This window comes from Halomonas eurihalina (assembly GCF_008274785.1).
Lineage (GTDB): Bacteria > Pseudomonadota > Gammaproteobacteria > Pseudomonadales > Halomonadaceae > Halomonas > Halomonas eurihalina.
On sequence record NZ_VTPU01000001.1, the window covers coordinates 462,056 to 483,022 of the forward strand.

Here is a 20,967-nt window from a genome sequence, read left to right on the forward strand (position 1 = left end):
GGTTTTCAATCGGGGTGCAATCGACTTTCAGAAGTATCTCGTACCCACTTCACTCCACAAATATCAACATGACACTTGAGGGGCAGCTTCCAGGCCCTGATACGGCTTCACCTTGATTCAGCTCGGCAGTGGCCTTTGTAGCTTGAAGACAACTGCTCCAAGTCTCGGATCGCTGCCGGGGCGGGGACTGGGCCAACCATCCCTCCACTTCGTCAGCGGTCGCTTGGAGGCCTTAAGCGCATTAAGCGCATCCTTCCGGAAGGTTTCCCGACTTTCCTTATGCTCCACATACTGTTCGATACCTTACGCATGAGTCAGTGCATCGAACTGCCAAGTCCTGAGTCCGCCCTCTCAGGTCACCGCTGAAACTGCAACGGTGGTGGTTGCGGTCTAGAATAAGGTTAAGATCGACGAAGATGGGGAGGATGAGACGCCATGACATATCAGTATTTTCTGTTGTTTACCCCGGTTGTGATGGGAATAATTCTCACCATCGTCGTTCGCCGGATGACCCGACGCCATCACTAACCCCAGATTGCAGATTCGCCATAGAGTGGATACAGAACCCTGCAACAGCGGCACAAAGGGCCCACAGTCGACAATGGACTGGTTTTCAAACAACTTTCAGTGGTATCCCGAACCCACTTCGCTTCACAAATAACAACATGACACTTGAGGGGCAGTTTCCAGTCCCTGAACAGCCTCTCCTGGTTAGCATTTCTACTCAGCAATGGACCTTGGCCGTGGTGGCGTTCGGCACCTGCAGGCAAACGGCAGGCGCTTTTCGTCGGCGATCAGCAGACGGTAGCGTCGAACACGGACAGGCCCATGGCCTCCAAAGCAGCGGTGGCACGCTCTTTGGTTTCGCTGTCGATGCGGGCTCGGACCACGGTATCAACGCTCATGGTTTTCTCACCTTTCTGATGTTGCTACGAAGTAGCTACATTGTTACTGACATATGGGGGGCATCCTCACTTCGGGGTGATCTTCCTTGATCCAATGTCCAGCCTCTACCCGTTCAGCTTTCGGAGGCCGAATGACGACGGCGCTTCAATTCGGCGCGCATCCACACCGAAGCCACGCGCATCTCCTCCATCAGTGCATCGAACTCACTAGGGGTCAATTGACGTACAGGCTCCTCGTAGCCGTTCTTTATTCGCTTGTCAGTCATTGTATTCCTCCATTCCTATCGCCTCCTGAAGGGCTACTTTAGCTACCACGAAATCGTCTTCTTTCGCTAGACCAGTTTCAGCCTGATAGAACAGTATCGTACACATGTTAGCGACAGCTTCAGCGATAGGTGACACCTGGTTAGCCGTTTCCTGGTCAATCCAGCTCATGGAATCTAGTTCTGTCGCTACATGATGAACGATCCGGCTGACTTCGATATTATCCATTCCTTCCATGACTCACCTCTCTACCAGGTGGTTGTGGGAATGCGGGCCGGTGTTGCCTCACCGGCCCGCATGCTTACCGCTCTTTGTCCCGAAAGGCTGCGATTTCTGCCTTGGGGTCGAAGGCACTTTCACCGTCCTCAGCGCTGGAGCATTCTTGTCCACCAATACTGTCGCCATCAAAGGAAGTGGCCTTGTCATTAGAGCCACTGGAGTCTGAGCTGCCAGGGCTGGAGCTATTGGCTTGGCTGGATTGGCGAATCGCGTTGGCAACCTTTCCACCCATCGTTTGGTTAACGCGGTTCTGAGCGTTACCTTTCAGATTGTCCCTGGCCACCTGAAAGGTGCCTTTCGCCAGGTTGGCGCCAGTATCGGCTGCAATGCGCCCGGCACGGCTCATGCTGCCACCGGATGAGGATGATCCACCGCCATTGTCACTCCCCATCAAGGGAGCGGCCATGCTGTCGGTTAGATCATCCCCAAATGCTGACTTACCACTGGAGGGGCCGCCTCCCGACGGGCCAGCACCTGGTTGGCCACCCCCCATGGGAGGTGTCATGCCACCACCTCCGCCACTGAAGCGGGACATCACATCGCCGCCAGAGCTGACATTGTTCTGCGCAGCCTGAAACGCTGATTTGAGGGCTGACGCGCCGCCCGCTGCATTACTGGCCCCGGACATCAGGGCCTTCCCGCTCATGGCCGCCGCCGTCGACGCCACGCTCGCTGCGCCCATGGCTGCGCCCATGGCTGAACCAGTGCTTATATTCCCAATGCCGGCAGATGCGGCACTACCACCACCGGAGGCAATGCCAGCAACGAGAGGGGGGACCTTGTTCACCAGAAACAGTAGGCAAATAGACACAACCAACATTACCGCCAGCTCTTGGCTGGCCATGGTATCGCTCATCTGATCATAGTAGTGCTCTAAAAACGTCTTTCCTATAGCAACTATCAGCACCATAGCCAGGAGCTGTGCAGCGATATTTAGTATCGACCTGTAGTAGTTGATCGCAATGTCCGACGTCCAGCGGGACCCACCAAAGCCTAAGAAAAAAACGCCCGCATATAGCAAAATCCATGTTGAGACTAACAAAAGCAACAAATTGACAGCTACAATCGCCAGAACAACAAGAATAGCGATAGCCATGCCTTCCATTGCAATTTTTGTCCCAAACTGCCTCCAGCCCAGCTCTTTAGTGGCCTCAATCGTACGGTCATAGAGTTGAAACCCAAGATCAACGACCTCCGATGGGCCTAGTTTCCCATTTGCAAGACCTCCCGCCTCGACTCCCAGATGTTGTAGTGAATCAACAATGGTGCCAGCAATATTGAGGCCAGACACGGCATTGGTCAGAATCCACCAAAAGAAGCCTGTAAAAACAATAAACTTGATGGCCTCTGCAAAAAACTCACCAAAATCGGCACGCCTGACGGCCATGATCCCGAACGTCCAGACCATCGAGATGGCCACCAACATCCAAAATAGGCGACTAGCAGCACTCTCGATCGCCTCCGACCATGTTGAGGCTGACTCATAGAATCGATGCAAAACATCATTCATCACGCCACTACTGTTCAATTCTTGAGCTGACACAACCTCAGGAATCATAAGAGCAGCTATCGAAAGAACAAACAACCTGCAACCTAGTTTGCTCATAACGCCCCCTTTAAAAATCATCTTTCGGGCTGGCCTTAAACTCCCACTCGCGCACCTCTTCCTCTACTTGATATGACCGACATGCATCCTCAAACTCACGCCTAGCGTTATCATTAACTATCTCACCAAAAATTTTTTGATATTCGTCACCTGTACATGCTTCCCGACTTGGCTCCGGAACCTCGGCATTACCACCTTCACACCCTGCAAGGAGAAAGGTGCTCAGAAACAAAATAAAAACAGTAGATTTCAGTTTCATCATGCACATCTCAAAAATCGTCTTCCGGACTAGGCTGATATTCCCAATCACGCAGTTGTTTTTCACGCGCCTCCCCTCTGGCTAGCGCATCTAACTCGGCAGCATTTTCCGTTGCAACCGCCGCTTGTTGAGCAACAAACAGCCCACGCAACTGCAAGAGCTGATTGGCCTGTTGACTGGCGATCTGGTTCGCGTACTGGATCGCCTCCATTTGGCCTTCCGCTCCTTGGGCCGCGGCCTGTAGGCGCTCAAGTTGTTGAGCGTCCCGCTGTAGGCTCGCTTGTTGCTGATCGATGCCCTGGAACAGCGCATCATTGGCCCGTTTCTGTGATTCGGACGCCAGGCGACGAACCTCATCCAGTTGCTCCCGCTGGGATTCTGTACAGTTCCCAGGGCTACTAAAGCACGGTGAAGAGCGGTAGTAGTTGATATCCTGGAATCGCTCGAGGTAGCTATCCAGGTCCCCCATTTGCTGTTTGTAGTGTTTCAGCGTGTTGGTGGCTGCCACCAGGTCGTTCATCGTCCGCTGCGCTTCATCCCAAATGTAGGCAGCCGGGACCAGCGAATTTTTCAGTTGCAACTCATATTGATGTAACTGCTTACGGTATTGATCAATCTGCTTTTTCGTTTGCGCGATATTCTCCATCGCGGTCATGGTGGTTTGCGTGATGTTCGCAACGTCAACAGTGGGGATACCGCTCGAGTAAGCCGGCATTGTGAATGTGGCAAGCGAGAGCGCTATGACCATTTTATTTGATAACAAATTAAAAACCTTCATAGTCAGACCTGATCACCTCAACAAATAAAACCATAACCAATGGTAATCACTGTTCGATTATCATCGTCACTAGACTGTCGTCCTGACTAGTGCGGTAATGACCTTGGCGACACCGAAGCCCGGTCTTTTATCTTACAAAAATTACGATGTCATCGACCTACTTTCACCCTGCTCCCCGGATAAAATATAGAGAGTTCTCTAGGTCCAAACTCCGGGCGTATCAGTCACCAACCAGACTGTTCTCTGGTATTGCCCATGCTCCCCGCGCACCTTCTCCATATATAAATACCCCGCCTCCTCCAATTCTCTTAACCCTGTCCGCGTGGCATCTCTACCAGTTTTTTTCTGCTGTGATAAATGGGACAGACGAAGTTTCCAATTATCCGGAAGAGACAATATATAAGTCAGAAGCCCTAAGGCTTTCCAGGAAAGCTTAGGATCTTGAATAATCTCGTTTGGAAGAGTCGTAAAATTTGAACGAACCCTTCTCAGAATTATTGCTTTCTCATCCATTGAATACCCCTCATGACCTTTCGATAAGCTCCGCGACTTCACTCGCCTGAAAGTATACTCTTCTCCCCACCTTTCGCTTCGCTGAATTCCACCGCAATGCAAAATCAGACTGGCCTCGCAATGCAATCCGTAGGCCATCAGGGCTTCTTTTTAGCAGCTCTGACAGGTCACTTAGTGATAGTAAAGGTCCATAGCGTTCCAACAATTGCTCTTCAATACTCATAACCTCCTCCCAACAACCCAAGCTATTCTCACACTACTATTATTTACGACAAACAAATCGAAATTTCAAGGAGCAATATAGAAAATCAAGCAAGAGATTTCTTTCGTTTTAGCCGCTAAAATTTTATCCGTTATATCGAGACACACTATATCCAATATCTGACTACTTCACTGTGCCTTCTTAGATTGAATACGCCTCGCGGTTGGTGAGCCTAATCTTGCCCAACCAGCGCTCCTTGCTCTGTTTACAGGTGATGTGGTTCACCAGCCCGGCAGAGTCAGGCTTACCTAGCGAACACAGGGGGACGTGCTTAACAAGCATCGGTTCCAGCACCAAATTTTAGCGGCTAAAAAAACACAACCTCCCTTGGCTGCACCACGTGTTCAACACCTGATACTTCATGGGGTCATTCCTTCCTGGCGTACAATAACGGCGAATGCCGTTCATCTAAGTAGTTATTAGTCTTAGTATTTTCTACCCTCTATCTTTTCTACCCTCTGTATTTATTAGAACTGGATTTTCCGCCTACGGACTATCCGGAGTCTGATTTGCCGCATTCGGAAAACCCGAACGTGGTGGATCAGTCTCATAGTCGCCTTGACGATCAGTAACTAGCTCATGTGGTGCACATCTCGCAAAACAAAGGCGGAAAAAATATTTACCTAACATCTAAATACCCCCCCATCAGAGCAATCCACCTAACGGTTTTAGCAGCTAAAATCTTCGCTAAACAGCCCCTCCGCAGCAGTAATAGTAGTAATAGTATTACTACTATTACTACTACTCCAGGAATCAAATGCCTTTCAGCATGACACAATCTATATCAGTCGCTATCGACCATGCTCCAGCTGCAATAGCAGCCAGCCATCACTTCCTGGCGTCATAAACAAGGGTGGTTGGTACTCAAGGAATTTGATCAGCAGTCCCGTTCCTGGTGGCCACCAGCCAAGTGACTGACTACAGGGCGCCGTCAACCTTTTCCGTAAGCACAGCCTATCGCATGGTACTTTACAAATGCGGCGGCATGGCGATGCCAAAAGGACAAGCGGCTAAGATTCAGCCATCCTATCCAGCTTCTCCACCAAGTCTTCTGCCCTCAGGTGGGTATACCGTCTCAGCATCTGCATCGACCTGTGACCACTGATCGCGGCGACCTCCTGGTCGGACAGTCCCGCCTCTACCAGCCGGCTGACAGCTTCATGGCGTAGGTCATGAAAGCGGAAGTCATCAAGTCCAGCCTTCTTCTTCGCCTGGTTCCAGAGCTTGGTGTAGGCGTAGGGGCCGCGCTTTCCGTCCCTGCCAGGCTCACCAAAGAACACCAAATTACAGTCCAACGGACGCACCGGGTTGTTCAGCGCTTGCTTGAACACCTCAGTGGCGGTCTGGGTCAGTGGCACCAGGCGAGCTTCGTTGTTCTTGGTGTCGGTGAGACGCACCACGCGGCGTTTCACGTCGACCTGTGCTCGGGTGAGGGTCAGGATCTCGGACGAGCGCATGCCCGTCTCCAGGGCGATTCTAGCGACCCAGGCCAGCATGGGGTTGCTGTGCTGCCGTAGCACGGCGAACAGACGCTTTTCCTCGTCGGGGCTCAGGCGCCTGTCGCGGCCTTCTCCAGGGCTGGGTTTGCGGATGTTCTGGACGGGGTTGTAGGTCAGGCCGAGGCCCCATTCCTGGATGGCCACGGTATAGAGATGGCCGAGCAGGGCGAGCTCCAGGCGCACGGTATTGGCGCTGATAGGCTGGCCACGATGGCCAATGCTGTTCAGGCGGGTGTCACGGAAGTTGGCGATCAGCTCCGGCGTCAGGGCCGCGAGGGAATACTTTCCCAGGTGCTCGGTCAGCGTGCTGGCCTTGTGGCGCTCGCTTTTCTGAGTGCTGGGCTTCTTGGTAGGTGTAATCGCGCGCCAGCTTTGGCACATATTGCCTATCTCTTTGGCACTAGCATTCTGTCTGGGGAAAACCTTTATTTCGCGGGGTACTTGGCACTACGGGCCAATGACCCTGCTAGAGCGTTTCTGCGGACGCGCCTTCCACGCCTTGTATTCGCAGCTTGGACATATATATAGGTTCGGATATTCGGACAGGATGGATAGAGTCCCTTTCTCACGACAGACGTGGCAGATTGAGTGCTGCGGGAACTCCTCAGACACGTACTCATCCCTCAAGGGCATGATGTAACTGCCTGCGGGGGTCTGCTCAAGACGGTACTGGCTGAATCGACGATCACTCTCAATCTGGTCCCTGAGAGCCTTGTTTTCATCCAAGAGCTGCTGGTGCTGCTGTTGCAGTTCAAAGAGGCTGAACTGTGCCGTGGTGAGTTGCTCCATAATATCGGCAACGGCTGAATTGAGTCTGGCTTGATCGTTCACGTCCTTGGCCGAGCGTGCAATTTCATAGGCAGTCCGAAGGCCAGTGCCGAGTGATGCGAAGTCGACCATACAGTGTCCTTTAGTGGTTGCGATGTAGCTACTAGAATAACCCCGCTGGCTCGGCCTCGACATCCCAGCTGAAGATCAGCACCTCGCATGCTTGCTGTGCTTGGTGACCGCCGCCGACGGTGTAACGGATGTCGGTGGTCTCGATGTGGTAGCCGGCGAAGATACGGCGGATGTCGGGATGGTCGTTGAGGCTGATGATCGCCTTGCCCTTGAGCCGCCCCAGGATCTCGGCCATCTCCTCGTACTGTTCGATGCCAAAGCCGACGCCATAGCCCTCAGTTTGCCAGTATGGCGGGTCCATGTAGAACAGCGTATGCGGCCGGTCGTAGCGGCGGATGCATTCCTGCCAGGCCAGGTGCTCGATGTAGGTACTGGCGAGGCGCAGGTGGGCCGCTGAGAGCGTCTCCTCGAGACGCAGCAGGTTGAGGCCCGGTGGCGTGGTAGTGGCGGTACCGAAGCTCTGCCCCTCGATACGGGCGCCGAACGTCGACTGCTGGAGGTAGTAGAACCGGGCAGCCCGCTGGATGTCGGTCAAGGTCTCCGGCCGGGTCATCTTCTGCCACTCGAATACTTGCCGGGAGCTCAGCGCCCACTTGAACTGCCTGACGAACTCCTCCAGGTGGTGCTGGACAACCCGGTAGAGGTTGACCAGCTCGCCATTGACGTCGTTGAGCACTTCCACGTCGGCCGGTACCGGGCGCAGGAAGTAGAGCGCCGCGCCTCCGGCGAAGGGCTCGACGTAGCATTGGTGGGCGGGCATTAGCGGAAAGATCTTGTCAGCGAGGCGGCGTTTGCCGCCCATCCAGGGAATGATCGGGGTGGCCACAATGCGACTCCTTTGGCATAGGTCTGGAGCTCGTGGCCCTCGCGTTGATGTGCCCGCACCTGGGGCACTTGATCTCGATCAGTTGATAGTAGCTGGCCCGGGCCAGCTTGCGGTTGCACTGGGTGCAGCGGATCTCATCCATCGCCATGTCAAGCCTTCTAACGTTCTAACGTTTGGCCTAGACTCGATCCCACCTCGCGCGAGGTGGGGAGCCTTGGCCGGCTTGCAGGCTATCTCTGCATGTTCGGCGGCCGCTCTAGATGCCGTTACATCCTGGGCGGTCGCTCCTCTTTCCTAGCGGTGTTATGTCACGCCCCCGCCACCACGCCGAATCGATCCGGCGGTGTCACCGTGATCATGTTGCCTTGCCCATCGTCCACTTCCTTGGGTGTTCTGTCGTAGACACCGTCGTACTTGGCTAGCTTGTCCGGGTCATCGAACACCTGGGCATAGACCGCATCGGCTGTGCCTCGGCCAGTGAACTCGGCTTCCGCCAGTACCTCGATGCCCGGGATGCCCCGCCACTGTTCAGCTTGCGTCTCCCGGAAACGCGCATAGGCCAGCACCGCGCTGCCGGCCTGGACCGACTTGGTTCGCGCGAAGCCATCGATCACCGGCGGCAGCGTGATCTCGCCCTGGTCGGTCTGTCGGAGTAGTTCCGGGTGGTTCAGCGAGAGGAACTGTGCCAGCGCGGGGTAGTCCGCCACGTAGAGAATCGCGTCGATCATTGCAGGGCCTCCAGCTCAGCGAGGGGCATGTAGTAGGGGTAGTAGCGCAGTCGGCGAAGATAGCCGTTCATCACACCCGACCAACCGGTGTGCTGGTTACCCAGCGTGAGGCGAGCCATTCCCATCCGTTTGTCGCTCATAATCTCGAGCGTCCGCGAGCTTTCCCCCTGGTTGATCGCCATGTCGAAGCGGCCCTGCTCTTCATAGGCGAACGCGTAGGTGGTGGTGTCGGGATAGAGCGAGGGCGAGAAGTTGTGGCCGGCAAACGAGTTGCCATCGGGAGACGCCACATAGACCTGCCCACGCTTCGAGATGACCATGCGCTCTCCGCCGCTACCGGCGCCCAGGGTGACGATGTTGTCGTCATTGGCACCGCCGCCCTTCATCGCGACATCGAGAAATACCGAGCACTGACGCCGGTTCTCCCAGCCATCGGCATAGGTCCGAACCCCATCGGCCTCACGGGCTGCCGACGACCCCTCGGTCCAGATCGGTGAAGTCGCACTGCCCCTGACCTCCAACTGCCCCCAATAGAGGTCTATGCCACTGACTTCATCGCCGGCGAAATCCATGCTGCCATCAGCTTCCTGGATGAACAGATGCACCCACGAGCCGTTGCTGGTGGCCACCCCCGACAACTCGACACGATAGAACCCTTCCGGTAGCGGCGTGACGATGGCCTTCACGGTACTGCTCGCCGTCCATGTGGCCTCGCCTGCCACCAGGTCGATGGATGCCGCGACATCACCGCTATAGCCGTTCACGCGGACCTGGATTCGGGTATAGCCCTGGGGTTTGCAGAAGAAGGAATAGGCAATCTCCAGACCTTCGACGTCGATGGGATTGACCTGCCTGGCGAAATGGCGTGTATGTTCCGCGTTGGGCACCACCCGGACCGGCACGCCGTTGCCCCCGGGGAACGGGTCGCCATTGCCGGGAAACAGGAGGTCACTGGAGTTCGCATCCCAGCGGTTGCATTCCGCGATCTCGTTGGTCGAGTGCGGCTCGTTGAGCACTCCCAGCGGTGTCCCGGTGATCGGGTCATACTCATATGCCGGCGTATCGACCGGCACTTCCACCAATTTTCCCCGCGCGTCCCACACCCACTTGGGCGAAGCACGCAGTACGGTGATGACCTCGCTGTCGGAGAGCGCGTGCTGCACACCGTCCATCGGCGAGTCGGTCCAGCCGTACGCCTGCAGCAGGAAATCGGCATGCAGCGACTGGCCCAGGTCGCCCTGGCGCTGCAGGGAGCGTGACAGGCGCACCTGGTCACGCATCCGTGCGTCGACGCCGCCCCGGGTGTAGTACTCGGCGATCAGCGTGGCGCTGCCGCTGTCGTTGCGGTAGACATCGATGCGCTGGGCCTCGGGCGCGCTGATGACGCGAAAATAATCGCCATCGCTGGTGGCCCCCAGCCCCGATCCAACGCCCGTGTATGTCGCCGTGGCCTGGGCCACGGCATCGGCCATGTTGGTGGCCGTGTCCGCGTAAGCCGAGGCGAGGGACGCGTTCTCCGTCGTCGTCGCCACTGCCGCCTGAATGGTGTCCTGGTCGACATGAACCTCGTTCTTGGCCTGCTCGGCGGCCGCCGCGTCATTCGCGGCACTCGAAGCGGAACTGCTCGCGGCGTCCGCCTGCGACTTCGCGTACTCGCCCATGGCGACGGCGCCCGCCATCGCGGGAATCAGCCGGGTCTGGTGCCCGCCGTTGGCCATGCCGGTATCCGGATCGGCGTCATCGGTGTAGGTCTTGCCGTCGCCGCCCATCTCGGTGGGATACGTGACTGATGCCATTACAGAATCTCCAGCAGGGATAATGAGCCACTGTGCGTGGCGTGGTAGGGGTGCGAGAGCGCGTCGATCTGCTGCTGCCGTGCCAGAAAGGTGCGCGCGAAATTCTCTGGCGACGGGGCTGGGGAAAAGGCATAGAGGAGCTCGCCGGCGATGCCCACCGTGCGCTGCAGACTGTACAGCCGCGTGAACGCCTCCTGTTCGCTCAGGTGATCCAGGGAGAGGGTCGCCGTGCGCCGGCGCCGCTTGAGATCGAAATACTCGGTGCGGTCCCCGGCCTCAGTGACCTCGGTGGTGTCGTCGTAGCCGTGCGTGATGCCGTACGAGGCATTGAATTCCGGCTGCCAGGCGTCGCCGATGAACATCCGCCCGATCTCGATATAGCCATCGGGGTTGGCCGGATCGTCGAATGCAACCCGGATATAGGAGGTGACCTGCACCTCGTCGATGAAAACGGTCATCAGCGGGGTAAAATCCGCGTCGGCGTCCATCGTGCCGGCCCAGAAATTGTCGTACTCCCACTCGAGCTCGGCGGTGGCATAGACCGCCGGCCAGACATTGCGAACACCGCTATCCCAGGTCACCGTGCCGTTGGGGCCGGAACCGATGATGACGCGATACTGCGCCGATGCGCTCAGGTTATGGGCCGCCAGGGCCACCACGCCGATCGGTCGCGGCGTCCCCAACTCGATGGTGATGGCATCGCCGCTATCGTACAGCCGCGCCTGCTCGGCCAGCTCGCGGCGCTGAACCAGCGACAGCGGCTGCTCGTCGGACCAGTGGGGCGAGGCCACACTCAGGGTGGCGTCGTCTATCAGGTTGGGCCAACACAAAACGATCTTGCTCGGATCCAGCGGCATGCGTCCTCCTGTCACGTCAGCCCCACAACTCCAGTGTGATGCGCCCGGTGCGGGCATTCAGTTCGCGGCCGATGATGCGCATGTCGCGCCCCTGCCCGTAGCCGAGGCGGGGCGTCGTCACGGTCACGGTGTCGCCGATGGCCCGTTGCCGGGACTGGGCCAGACGCCCCTCGAGCGTGACGCGATCACGCCGCACGCTTAGCAGATCGGCCAGGCGGTCGGCGACGGCCTGAGCGTCCGCGCGGGAACGCAGGTCGGTCTCGATCGTCAGTTCATCGGCCAGGGGATGGCGGTCCCGGGTGGTCTGGCGCTCGGCCTTGGCGTCGCGATACTGCCGGGCGAGCCGGGCACGGCGAGCCGAATCCACACTGGCGGCCACGTCGGTCTGGGTGGTCTCGAGACGATCCGCACGCACCGTTACCCGCCACACCGGCAGGCCGCTGTCGCCGGCGCCGGTCGAGGACCGACCGAGCGAGGTGATCTGGTGATCGGCCAGGGTGGCCACGGGACTGGACGGGGCCTGCAGCAGGTGGGCACGCAGCGCGCCCCCGGGCGCCAGGCGCCACCAGCCGCCCACTGAGACCGCCAGGCGATCGAGGAGCGCAGCCGTGTTGACGCTATCGGTGATGTAGAGGCCCACGGTGCCGACGCCATTCAGGTTGGTGGCATCGGCGGCGTCCAGGGTCTCGCCCGCCTCGGCGGCGATGTCGGCCATCACCGCCCCGGCACCGGTCGACGCCGAGGCCGCATCGACCGTGACCTGCCCCTCCGGAGAGGTGCCCAGTCGCACATAGCCCTGATACGCGCGGAACTCACCAGCGGCCGGCGCCGTGGTCTGCAGCGCGTCGAGATCCGCGTAGGCTCCGCCATCGGTCAGGGCGGCGCCCTTGTCATAGACGACCGATACCGCGCAGTCGGCACGGCTGCTGACCTGATAGATCAGCTTTGCCGAGTTGACCAGCACCGGCTCGGCATTGCGCACATCGCCGTAGACGCGCGGTTTGACTTGGCCAGCGATGTCGTCCTCGGTGCCCTCGAGGCCGTCGGGCAGCACGTTGTCGCCGGCGTAGGTCTCATGCGGGTGCGGGGTTTGTAGCAGCGTGCCCGGCTCGCGCAGGCGTACCGAGACCTCGCCCCGGCTGAACGACAGCCCGGCGACGGTGCCGCGCCAGGCCTCCAGGACGTTGCCCGATTCGACCCGCGACAGCACCGCTTCTCGGCCGTCGACGGCGTAGTCCGCCAGATAGTCGAGGCCGCCGTCGGCATTGATCAGCGTGGTCTCGCCGATACCCGAGCGGCTGATGCTGACCAGGTCGCCTGCGTACATGCCCTCACGGTAGAGGCCCGGCTGGCGGATGCGGGGTGTCCACCGTTGTGCGGTGGGGGCGCTGTAGGCACCGTCGGAAAACCGCAGTGTCACGGCGTCACCGGCGGCGTCCCTGGCCTCGATCGTCAGTAACCAGGTCATCGCAATCTACACCCCCAGCCAATACGCGAGCCCCGCCACGGCAACAACGGGGGCGATAATGTCGAGCGCCGAGTCTCGCGACCAGCCACGAATGATCGGCTCCCAAGGCTTGACCGGGAGCGACTCTCCCCATTGCCACCCGCGCCGAATGCCGAGCTTGTACTCGTGCTGCGATAGCTCGCGGCCCAGGTAGAACGCTACCGCCACCGCTCCTGCAGCGACGTAACCGAAGAACTGGCCAAGGGCCAGCTGGATCGCGATGGCGATGAGGGCGTGAGCAAGGGCTGTCTTGATCATCGCTGGGCCTCCAGGCGCTGGCGATCGTCGATCGCGTCATTGGTTTCGGCGATGCGGGCCGTATTGCGGTCCACGCGCTTGAAGCCCTCCTGAGAGACGGCAACGCCGGCGGCCGCGTGCTGGTTGTTCTCGCTCAGCAGGCGATTGAGGTCGTCGCGCATGCGGCGATTCTCGCGGCGCAGATCATTGAGGACTTCCAGGATGTCGCCCTGGCCGAGCAAGGGAAGCGCGGGAATCGGCGGCAGCTCGGCACGGATGCCCAGGCCGCCATCGGGGCCGCGATGCAACGGCATGATGGCCTCAGGGTTCTCCTCACCCATCACACCCATGTTGAACATCGTGGGCTCATCGACGACGGAGTTGGTGAACACCCCGCCCTTGGCGAAGAAGCGCTTGGGGCCGGCAAAGTCCCGATCCAGCTCCTTGGCGACGCGAATCAGATCGGCATCGGCAATCGGCGTGGTCAGGATGTTGCCGGTCCAGCGATCCCAGTCGTAGTCCAGCGTGCCGCGCCAGATCTTCCAACTGCCGGCATAGTCCGAATAGCGGGTGAAGAAGCTGCGGGCACGCTCGATGTCCGACAGCCCCTTCAGCTCTTCCCGGACGCCGGCGAAGTCGGGCCGGTCGATACGCCCCGAGTAGTCGTCGCCGGTGATCCCGGCGGCCTGGTCCATCATCTCGTGGTAGCGCGATTGCTTGCGCAGCGACAACGCCGCCGTCTTGGCGAAATCGAGCTCGCCGGCGTTGTACCAGCCCTTGTCACGACGATTCTTCATGTCGTCGAGCGCAGACTGATACTCCTTCCACGACAGGATGTTGTCGTTGCCCGCCTGGGCCATGATGTTGTCGACGATCTTGTCGGAACGCTTGGCGGTGATGCCGTCGAGATCGTCGAAGAGCGTCTTGTCCTGGGCCTGCTGCTCGAGCGCGTTGGCCCGATCCAGGTAGCTGGCAGCTGCACGCTCTTTCTCCAGACGCTTCTCCTGGCGCTCCTTCGCCTCGCGACGCTCGCGCTCGATGCGGTTCTGCTCTTCCTGCGCCACGCCCAGGGCGTTGATGGAATCCCGCAGGCTCACCATCGTCGAGTTCATGTCGACGAACTGATCGGTGGTCCGGGTCATCTCATCGACGAGATTGCCCAGGCGAGTGACCTGGTCGAGCGCCCGCTGCTCGATGGACTCGGTGTTGCTATCCACCTCATCGGTGGACCGCTTGAGGGCCTCAAGCCGCGAGATCGTGCCATCCCCATCGGCATCCAGCTGCGCAAAGATCTTCTTCAGCTGCGCGTCGCTGGCCATGCCGGCGAACTGCTTGCCGAACTCGTCATAGTCGATGAGCCCGTCGAGCGAGCGATCGATGGTGTCGAACATCGGCGAGAGCGCATTGCCGATGCCGGATGCCAGGCCGTCCAGGCGCTCACTGGCCATCTCCTGGGCGGTGATGATGCCATCGCTGTTCTTGTCCAGGCGCTTGATCAGCCGGTCGATCTCGGCATTGGAGGCGATCGGCGACAGCGCGTCGCGCACCTGGTCATGGGTCAGCTGGCTGTTGCGCGTCCACTTGATCTGGTTGCGGGTCCACTTGAGCTGATTGCTCAGGACCCGGGACAGCTCCGAGGTGCTGGCATCATTGGCCAGTTCGGTGGCATCGATGATGCCGTCGGCGTTCTGGTCGGCCCGCCGGATCATCTGGTTGATGCGCTCGTTCGACGCCTTGCCCTTCAGGGCGTCGCGCACCTGGCCGGCGGTGAGCTGGCTATTGCGGGTCCACTTGATCTGGTTGCGCGTCCAGCCCAGCTGTTTGGCCAGCACCGACGAAAGCTCGGAGGTGGTGACGTCGCTGGCCAGCTCGGCAGCATCGATGATGCCGTCGGCGTTCTGGTCGGCGCGCCGGATCAGCTGATTGATGCGATCGTTCGAGGCCTTGCCCTTCAGCGCGTCGCGCACCTGGTCGGCGGTGAGCTGGCTATTGCGGGTCCACTTGATCTGGTTGCGCGTCCAGCCCAGCTGTTTGGCCAGCACCGACGAGAGCTCGGAGGTCGTGACGTCGCTGGCCAGCTCGGCGGCATCGATGATGCCGTCGGCGTTCTGGTCGGCCCGCCGGATCAGCTGGTTGATGCGATCATTCGAGGCCTTGCCCTTCAGGGCATCACGCACTTCAGCAGCGGTAAGCTGGCTGTTGCGCGTCCACTTGAACTGGTTACGCAGCACGTTGGCCAGCCGGCTATCGCTCGGCATGCTCTCGATGACGACCGATTCGAGGCCACTGATCACCCCATCGGCATTGACGTCCAGCGAGCGCATCAGCGCCCTGAGCTGGGCGTCGGTGGCCATCCCCGACAGCCCATCCTTGAGTTCGGCGAAGGTCAGGTTGTCGTCGAGGTTGGCATCCAGCTGGTCGAACGAGCCGGACAGCGAGGCCGCAATGCCATCGGCCAGACCGCCCAAGCGGGCGTTGCCCACCTCCTGGGCGCTGATGATGCCGTCGCCGTTGGTGTCCAGACGACGGATCAACTGGCTGATCGACTCGTCGCTGGCGATCGGGCGCAGCGCCTCTCGCACCTGGTCATGAGTCAGCTGCTGATTGCGGGTCCATTTGAACTGGTTACGCAGCACGTTGGCCAGCCGGCTGTCGGTCGGCATGCTCTTGATGACGACTGACTCGAGGCCGCTGATCATCCCATCGGCATTGACGTCCATCGAGCGCATCAGCGCCTTGAGCTGGGCGTCGGTGGCCATCCCCGACAGCCCGTCCTTGAGCTCGTCGAAGGTCAGGTTGTCGTCGAGATTGGCATCCAGCTGATCGAACGACCCGGACAGCGAGTCGGCAATGCCGCCAGCCAGGCCAGCGAGCCGACTGCTGGTCAGCTCCTGGGCCGACAGCAGGCCATCACCATTCGCGTCGACGCGGTCGATGAGCTGATTGATGCGCTTGTCGGAGGCGATGGGCCGCAGTGCCTGGCGCACCTGTGCGGCGGTCAGCGCCTTGTCGCCGTTCGCCTGCAGCTGCTGACGCAGCGCATTGGCCAGGGCGACATCGGTCGGCATGCTCTTGATGATCACCGACTCGAGGCCCGACATGACGCCGTCGCCGTTGAGATCCACAGCGCGCATCACAGCGTCGAGCTGGGCGTCGGTCGCCTTGCCGTCCATGACGGTAGCGAGCTGCTCGCGGGTCAGCACGTCGCCGATGCCGCGCGTCAGGTCGTCAAACGACCCGGCGAGCGCCCCGGCGATGTTGCTCGGCGTGTCGCTGCGCAGGACGTCGGCGAGCTGGGAGGTGATGCCGGCCGTCTGCTCGACCAGGGCGGTCTTGATCTCGTCGGCGATGTACTCCTCGGCCGACAGTTGATCGGGCAGCTTGCCGAGCTGTCGCTCGATGCGGTCGATCAACGCCGTGGTATCACCGCCGCTGGCGGACCACTGCTTCTGCGCCGCGATGAAGCGGTCGGCATACTGCGTGATGTTCTGCAGCGCCGTGCGATCGTCACCCCGAGCCGCCTCGAGCTGCTCCCGGTAGGCCTCGCCGGCGGCGGCCAGCTGATCGGCCGGCGAGCCCATGCCTGCGTCAGTCGCCTGGTTGCGGTCGATCCAGCCGGTGATGTTCTCCAGCGTCGAGCCGAGCCAGGACTGGGCATCTGCGAGGGCCTGGGCGTACTCCTTCCCGGCCTGGGCTGCCTCCTCCTGCGCTTTGGCCTCATCCTGCAGCGCCCAGATGCGCTCCTGGAACGGACGCAGGGACTCGTCGATGGTGGCCAGTTCGCGCTCGCGCTGCAGCGCCAGGGCCTCTTCGCTCTTGCCGGCGAGCTCGAGCAACGTGATGCGCTGGTCGAATGACTGTTTGTCGAACGTCTCCCAGGCTGAACGGACGTCGTCCTTGAGCCCGGCGATCTTGTCGGCGAGTTCGGAGGTCTCGTCATTCACCGACGAGGCGGATTCGCGCAGACGATCGAAGCTATCCACGAGCTGCATCAGCTGCACATAGTTCTCGCGCCCGGCTTCGGTGTTGAGGTTCTGGGCCTCAACGAGCTGCCGGAAGCCTTCGCGGGAAGTCGGCAGCGACATGCCCATCGCATTGAGCTGCTGGGTCACGTCAGAGCGCAGCTGGTTCAGCCGCTCTTCCTCGCTGTACAGCGTCTGATAGTAGTTCTGCTGCAGGCTCGACAGGTTCTGGACGCCACCCGCTGCCTCGGCAAGGGACGCCGCCGCCTCATAGGCGGATGCCGTCGTGTCGTCGAAGCGCAGATCGAGGCGCTCGGCGGCGTCGCTGAGAAAGCTGAACGCCTGTCGGGCAGCGGCGCCCCGCTGGACCACTTCCTCGATGCTGCCATCGAGCCCCTGCATGAACTCGGCGAATTCGTCGTCGAGCGCGCCGAATGCGTCGTCGTAGCGCGAGGTCAGGCGATCGACGACGTCACCGGGATTGCTGGTTTCGCCGTAATGCCCCTGAATGCCGTGGCGGTTGCTAGCCAGCACCGCATCGCGCATGGCCGCCAGCTGCTCCGGGGTCTCCGCGAGAGACGCAACAGCGGTGTCCAGCTGCGCGATGCTATCGACGAGTTGCTGAGCTTCATCAATGTCCCACAGGTCGGCGACTTCGTGCGAGCCCGCATCTTGGAAGCCAACAGCACCCAGCGCACCGGTTGCCCGAATGCCATGATCCCAAGTGTGGGCGCTATCGTCGCGACCACGCACCATGGCGAGATCAAGATCGCTCTGGCCGCCACCAAAGAGGTCGCTGATACCCTCGACAATGCCCAGCCCGAGCACGTTATCAGCGAGTACGGCGCCACCCACCCAGGGCATGGCGGATCCGATGGTGCCCATCAAGCCGCCCGAGGTGGATGCCCCGGCCGCCGCACTGCCGGCCCAGCCGGTGTAAGCGCCGGTAGATGCCGCCGCGCCGAATCCCGAGCCGTAGCCAATGGCCGCTGTGCCAGCCGCACCGAGCGAACTGCCACCCAGCCCGAGCCAGCCAGCCGCCTGGTTGGCCACTGAGCCCAGACCGGGGATGCCGCCAAACCCACCGGATTGGCTACCCTGACTGCCGCCGATACCGAAATTCGCCCCGATATTCGCGGTAATCTGCCGGGTGGTGTAGGCGTGGATCACCTCAGCCAGGGAGTCGATGGCCAAGCGCTTGAACGAGCTGAACGCATCCTCGGAACCGTCCAGGAACGAGCCCCACATATCCACGGCGGCATCGTCCATACGCTCCATCCGCCGATCCCACAGCGTCGCCATCGCGTCGCTTTCTTCATCGACGGTGTTTGCGGCGTCTTTGGCACCGTCGCTGGCGCTGATGAAGCGTTCGGCGGCCTGGCCCCAGAGGCCCAGATACTCATCGAGCGTTACTGCTCCGGAGAGCAAGCCCTGGTCGAGCAGCGCCGTGGACTCGGCGAGACGCTGGGAGGCGGCGTAGGCGGGGTCGAGTTCTTTGCGAAGGGACTCGAGTTGGGCAGATTGGCGTTCTTGCTGGTCGACCAGGTCTGCAGCGGCCTGGGTCTGACTGACGATCGTTTCGGTATTATTGTCGTTGGAGTCGCTATTCTCGTCAGTAGCGTCAGTCGCATTAATAACGGCAGCTGACCAGCGCCCCCACAGCTCGATGCGAGCAATGTTGCGCTTCTCTGCGATCTCGGCCAGATCCGCTTCCGCATCAGCTACCGCTCGAATGCCGCGAATGCGCTCGCCAGTTTCTCCGCCTCCAAAGCCAAGAGCACCAGACCCGGAGTTCTCTGACCTCAGCTCTGCTAGCTCTTCCCGTGCTCTCGCGGCGTTGAGCGTAGCTTGCTGCAGCTCGGTGTTCAGCGAGTCGAGCGTCCCAGACATATCCTGGTTGGACAGGCCATCCAGCTCACCACGGAAGTTCTCGACCTGACCTTCTGTCAGTCCAAGGCGCTGACCGGTCAGATTGAGCTCGTCGCGGAATACGTAGAGTAGGCCGGCGCCACCGACAAGTAGCCCCAGTGGCCCGCCCACCAGGGCCAGCGCCCCAGCGGCGGCCCGCGAGGCGCCGGCCATGGTCATCTGTGCGGCAGCGGCACCGCGTGAAACGCCGGCCATGCGCGCCAGGGCAGCTTGATACGCTACGGCTTGCTGGGTCGCGGCAATCTTGGCCGCCGTTGCCGTGGCCAGCGCTCCCGCGTAGCGCCCGACCAGCAGCACGGCCAGGGTCGAGGCCACATCCGTGATGTCCTCGAGGACGGCCTCAGCACCGCCGGCACGCTCGATCCAGTCGGTGAAATCGTCCACGGTGGCGGCAAGCCCCGGGCCAAGTTCCGCCGTCAGTTGGTTGACCAGGCCGCTGATCGAGCCCTCGAGCTGCAGCATGGCGCGATTGGCTTGCACGGCACTATCGATCGCGCCGTCGTCCATGGCCACGCCCAGGGCGCGGGCCTCAGCAGTGTACTCGCGCAGCCCGGCGGCGTTGTTTTCCAGGAGCGGCTGCAAGCGCACGGCCTCATCCGCCAGGGATTCGAGGAAGAAGGTCCGCTCCGAAGCCGTCAGGCCATCCAAGGCCTCGCCGATTCGTAGTAGCTGCTGATCCGGCGAGAGCTGGATAAGCCGGTCAATGTTGAGCCCCATCTGCTCGACGAGGTCAACGGCCTCGCCGGCACCGGTACGGGCAAAATCCCCCAGTTTGTCGCTGGTGTCCTTGAAGATATCGCCCATCTTGTCGGCGCCCAGGCCAACTTGCTCGCCAGCGTATTGCCAGGCCTGCAGCTTGCCAGTGCTGACTTCCAGCGAGTTGGCCAGGGCATCGGTCTGAGCGATCGCCCGTGCCTGGTTGCGAATGCTCCCGGCGGCAAAGGCACCGGCCAGCGCCGTGCCCACCCCCAACAGCGTCGAGCGCGCTGCCCGACCGATGCCATTCATCTCGCGAAGGTGGCCGCTCACGGTCTCGACGCTGTCGCCGGTGCGGTCCATCGCCGCCGAGGCACGTCGCCCCTGGCGATCGCTCATGTCGCCGAACTGGCGCACCTCGCCCCGGGCGTTCTCCAGCGTACCGGAGAGTCGCTTGCCGTCGCCGGTCAGCGTTACCTTGAGCCTGAGATCGTCAGCCACGTTGCTGGTCCTTCATCGCTTGCAGGGCACCACGCTCGATGCGCTGGACCTGCGCCAGGCGTTCGCGCTGCTCGGTAGCCGCCACCTGGTGCATGGCCATCACGGAATACAGGGCGGTGTAGTCGAGGCCTGTAACGCCACCCATCGGGACATGGCGCCATTGGGTGGCACAGGCCAGGAACAGCTCCAGCGCCTCCCAGTTCTCTGGCAGCACCGGCACGTCTACCTCCTCGTCGGAGGGGGCGATGCCGTCGGCCACCCTTATGCCAAGAGCGGAGAGGTCATCGCCCACCTTGTTGGGGGTCTGGGTGTGGGCGACCCAGGCGCTCCCCAGCTCGATTAGCTCCTGGGCCGGTTCTTTTTTGCGATTGAGTCCTGGTAGGCGGCTTGGGTGGCAAGGGCGAGTGCTGGATCATTCTTAACGGCCTCAACCAACGCCTCGCCGGCCAGTGATTGGCCATCAGGGCCAGGGATTTCGAGATCGCTCACGCCGGTCAGTACGGCCTCCAGTAGCGAGGTGTCTTCCGGCAACTCTTTCGCTTCGTCATGCGGCAGCACCTTAAAGCGCGCTTTGAACTTGCCTGTATGCTCTTTTCCTTCCTCGTCGTAGATGGTCGCGGTGACGGGATATTGGTATGTGCGGTTGAGGTTGACCTTGAACAC

Annotated in this window: 18 protein-coding genes; all 18 read right to left on the reverse strand. The window is 60.6% G+C overall.

The genetic code is table 11. From position 1 onward, the window contains the following. Window positions 1-794: 794 nt before the first annotated feature. The 18 genes from FZZ93_RS18495 to FZZ93_RS02405 all read right to left on the reverse strand — a co-directional run bounded on the left by FZZ93_RS18495 (window position 795) and on the right by FZZ93_RS02405 (window position 20,967). Entirely contained in the window at window positions 795-905 is a 111-nt protein-coding gene (locus FZZ93_RS18495; protein ID WP_246146065.1) for a type II toxin-antitoxin system RelB/DinJ family antitoxin, read from the reverse strand. 113 nt (window positions 906-1,018) lie between these two features. After that, complete coding sequence (locus FZZ93_RS18280; protein WP_187774436.1) at window positions 1,019-1,171, reverse strand: hypothetical protein; 153 nt, start codon at window positions 1,169-1,171, stop codon at window positions 1,019-1,021. Further along, window positions 1,164-1,406 carry a type I toxin-antitoxin system ptaRNA1 family toxin gene (locus FZZ93_RS02325; RefSeq protein WP_149320710.1) on the reverse strand — a complete coding sequence of 81 codons (243 nt, stop codon included), beginning with the start codon at window positions 1,404-1,406 and terminating at the stop codon, window positions 1,164-1,166. Before FZZ93_RS02325 ends, FZZ93_RS18280 begins: the two co-directional genes overlap by 8 nt. Window positions 1,407-1,470: 64 nt before the next feature. Then, on the reverse strand, window positions 1,471-3,054 hold the full coding sequence (gene trbL, locus FZZ93_RS02330; protein WP_149320711.1) for a P-type conjugative transfer protein TrbL: 1,584 nt from the start codon (window positions 3,052-3,054) through the stop codon (window positions 1,471-1,473). Between the two features lie 10 nt (window positions 3,055-3,064). Then, window positions 3,065-3,316, reverse strand: a complete 252-nt coding sequence (gene trbK, locus FZZ93_RS02335) for an entry exclusion lipoprotein TrbK (protein WP_187774437.1) — start codon at window positions 3,314-3,316, stop codon at window positions 3,065-3,067. Window positions 3,317-3,323: 7 nt separating this feature from the next. Continuing rightward, a complete protein-coding gene (trbJ, locus tag FZZ93_RS02340) occupies window positions 3,324-4,091 on the reverse strand; it encodes a P-type conjugative transfer protein TrbJ (protein WP_149320713.1) in 768 nt (255 codons plus the stop codon). Window positions 4,092-5,876: 1,785 nt separating this feature from the next. Further along, window positions 5,877-6,746, reverse strand: coding sequence for a site-specific integrase (locus FZZ93_RS02350; RefSeq protein ID WP_246146068.1), 870 nt, complete (start codon window positions 6,744-6,746; stop codon window positions 5,877-5,879). 66 nt (window positions 6,747-6,812) lie between these two features. Beyond that, window positions 6,813-7,265 (reverse strand): hypothetical protein, encoded by a 453-nt coding sequence (locus FZZ93_RS02355; protein WP_149320716.1) that lies wholly within the window; start codon window positions 7,263-7,265, stop codon window positions 6,813-6,815. Window positions 7,266-7,296: 31 nt separating this feature from the next. Beyond that, on the reverse strand, window positions 7,297-8,091 hold the full coding sequence (locus tag FZZ93_RS02360; protein ID WP_149320717.1) for a DNA adenine methylase: 795 nt from the start codon (window positions 8,089-8,091) through the stop codon (window positions 7,297-7,299). Next, window positions 8,042-8,239 carry a Com family DNA-binding transcriptional regulator gene (locus tag FZZ93_RS18695; RefSeq protein ID WP_223111755.1) on the reverse strand — a complete coding sequence of 66 codons (198 nt, stop codon included), beginning with the start codon at window positions 8,237-8,239 and terminating at the stop codon, window positions 8,042-8,044. The genes FZZ93_RS02360 and FZZ93_RS18695 overlap by 50 nt, the downstream gene beginning before the upstream one ends. 160 nt (window positions 8,240-8,399) lie before the next feature. Continuing rightward, the gene (locus FZZ93_RS02370; RefSeq protein ID WP_149320718.1) at window positions 8,400-8,819 is read right to left on the reverse strand and encodes a hypothetical protein; all 420 of its coding nucleotides are present in this window, start codon (window positions 8,817-8,819) and stop codon (window positions 8,400-8,402) included. Beyond that, window positions 8,816-10,615, reverse strand: coding sequence for a phage head spike fiber domain-containing protein (locus tag FZZ93_RS02375; protein ID WP_149320719.1), 1,800 nt, complete (start codon window positions 10,613-10,615; stop codon window positions 8,816-8,818). Before FZZ93_RS02375 ends, FZZ93_RS02370 begins: the two co-directional genes overlap by 4 nt. Beyond that, window positions 10,615-11,472: a hypothetical protein gene (locus FZZ93_RS02380; RefSeq protein WP_149320720.1), complete on the reverse strand. Its 858-nt coding sequence runs from the start codon at window positions 11,470-11,472 to the stop codon at window positions 10,615-10,617. Before FZZ93_RS02380 ends, FZZ93_RS02375 begins: the two co-directional genes overlap by 1 nt. A 16-nt stretch (window positions 11,473-11,488) precedes the next feature. Continuing rightward, a complete protein-coding gene (locus FZZ93_RS02385; protein WP_149320721.1) occupies window positions 11,489-12,940 on the reverse strand; it encodes a hypothetical protein in 1,452 nt (483 codons plus the stop codon). A gap of 6 nt (window positions 12,941-12,946) precedes the next feature. Then, window positions 12,947-13,237, reverse strand: a complete 291-nt coding sequence (locus FZZ93_RS02390; RefSeq protein ID WP_149320722.1) for a hypothetical protein — start codon at window positions 13,235-13,237, stop codon at window positions 12,947-12,949. Continuing rightward, window positions 13,234-20,304, reverse strand: a complete 7,071-nt coding sequence (locus FZZ93_RS02395) for a hypothetical protein (protein ID WP_149320723.1) — start codon at window positions 20,302-20,304, stop codon at window positions 13,234-13,236. Before FZZ93_RS02395 ends, FZZ93_RS02390 begins: the two co-directional genes overlap by 4 nt. Then, complete coding sequence (locus tag FZZ93_RS02400) at window positions 20,297-20,524, reverse strand: DUF1799 domain-containing protein (RefSeq protein ID WP_187774438.1); 228 nt, start codon at window positions 20,522-20,524, stop codon at window positions 20,297-20,299. The genes FZZ93_RS02395 and FZZ93_RS02400 overlap by 8 nt, the downstream gene beginning before the upstream one ends. Before the next feature lie 119 nt (window positions 20,525-20,643). Next, window positions 20,644-20,967 carry a hypothetical protein gene (locus FZZ93_RS02405; protein ID WP_149320725.1) on the reverse strand — a complete coding sequence of 108 codons (324 nt, stop codon included), beginning with the start codon at window positions 20,965-20,967 and terminating at the stop codon, window positions 20,644-20,646.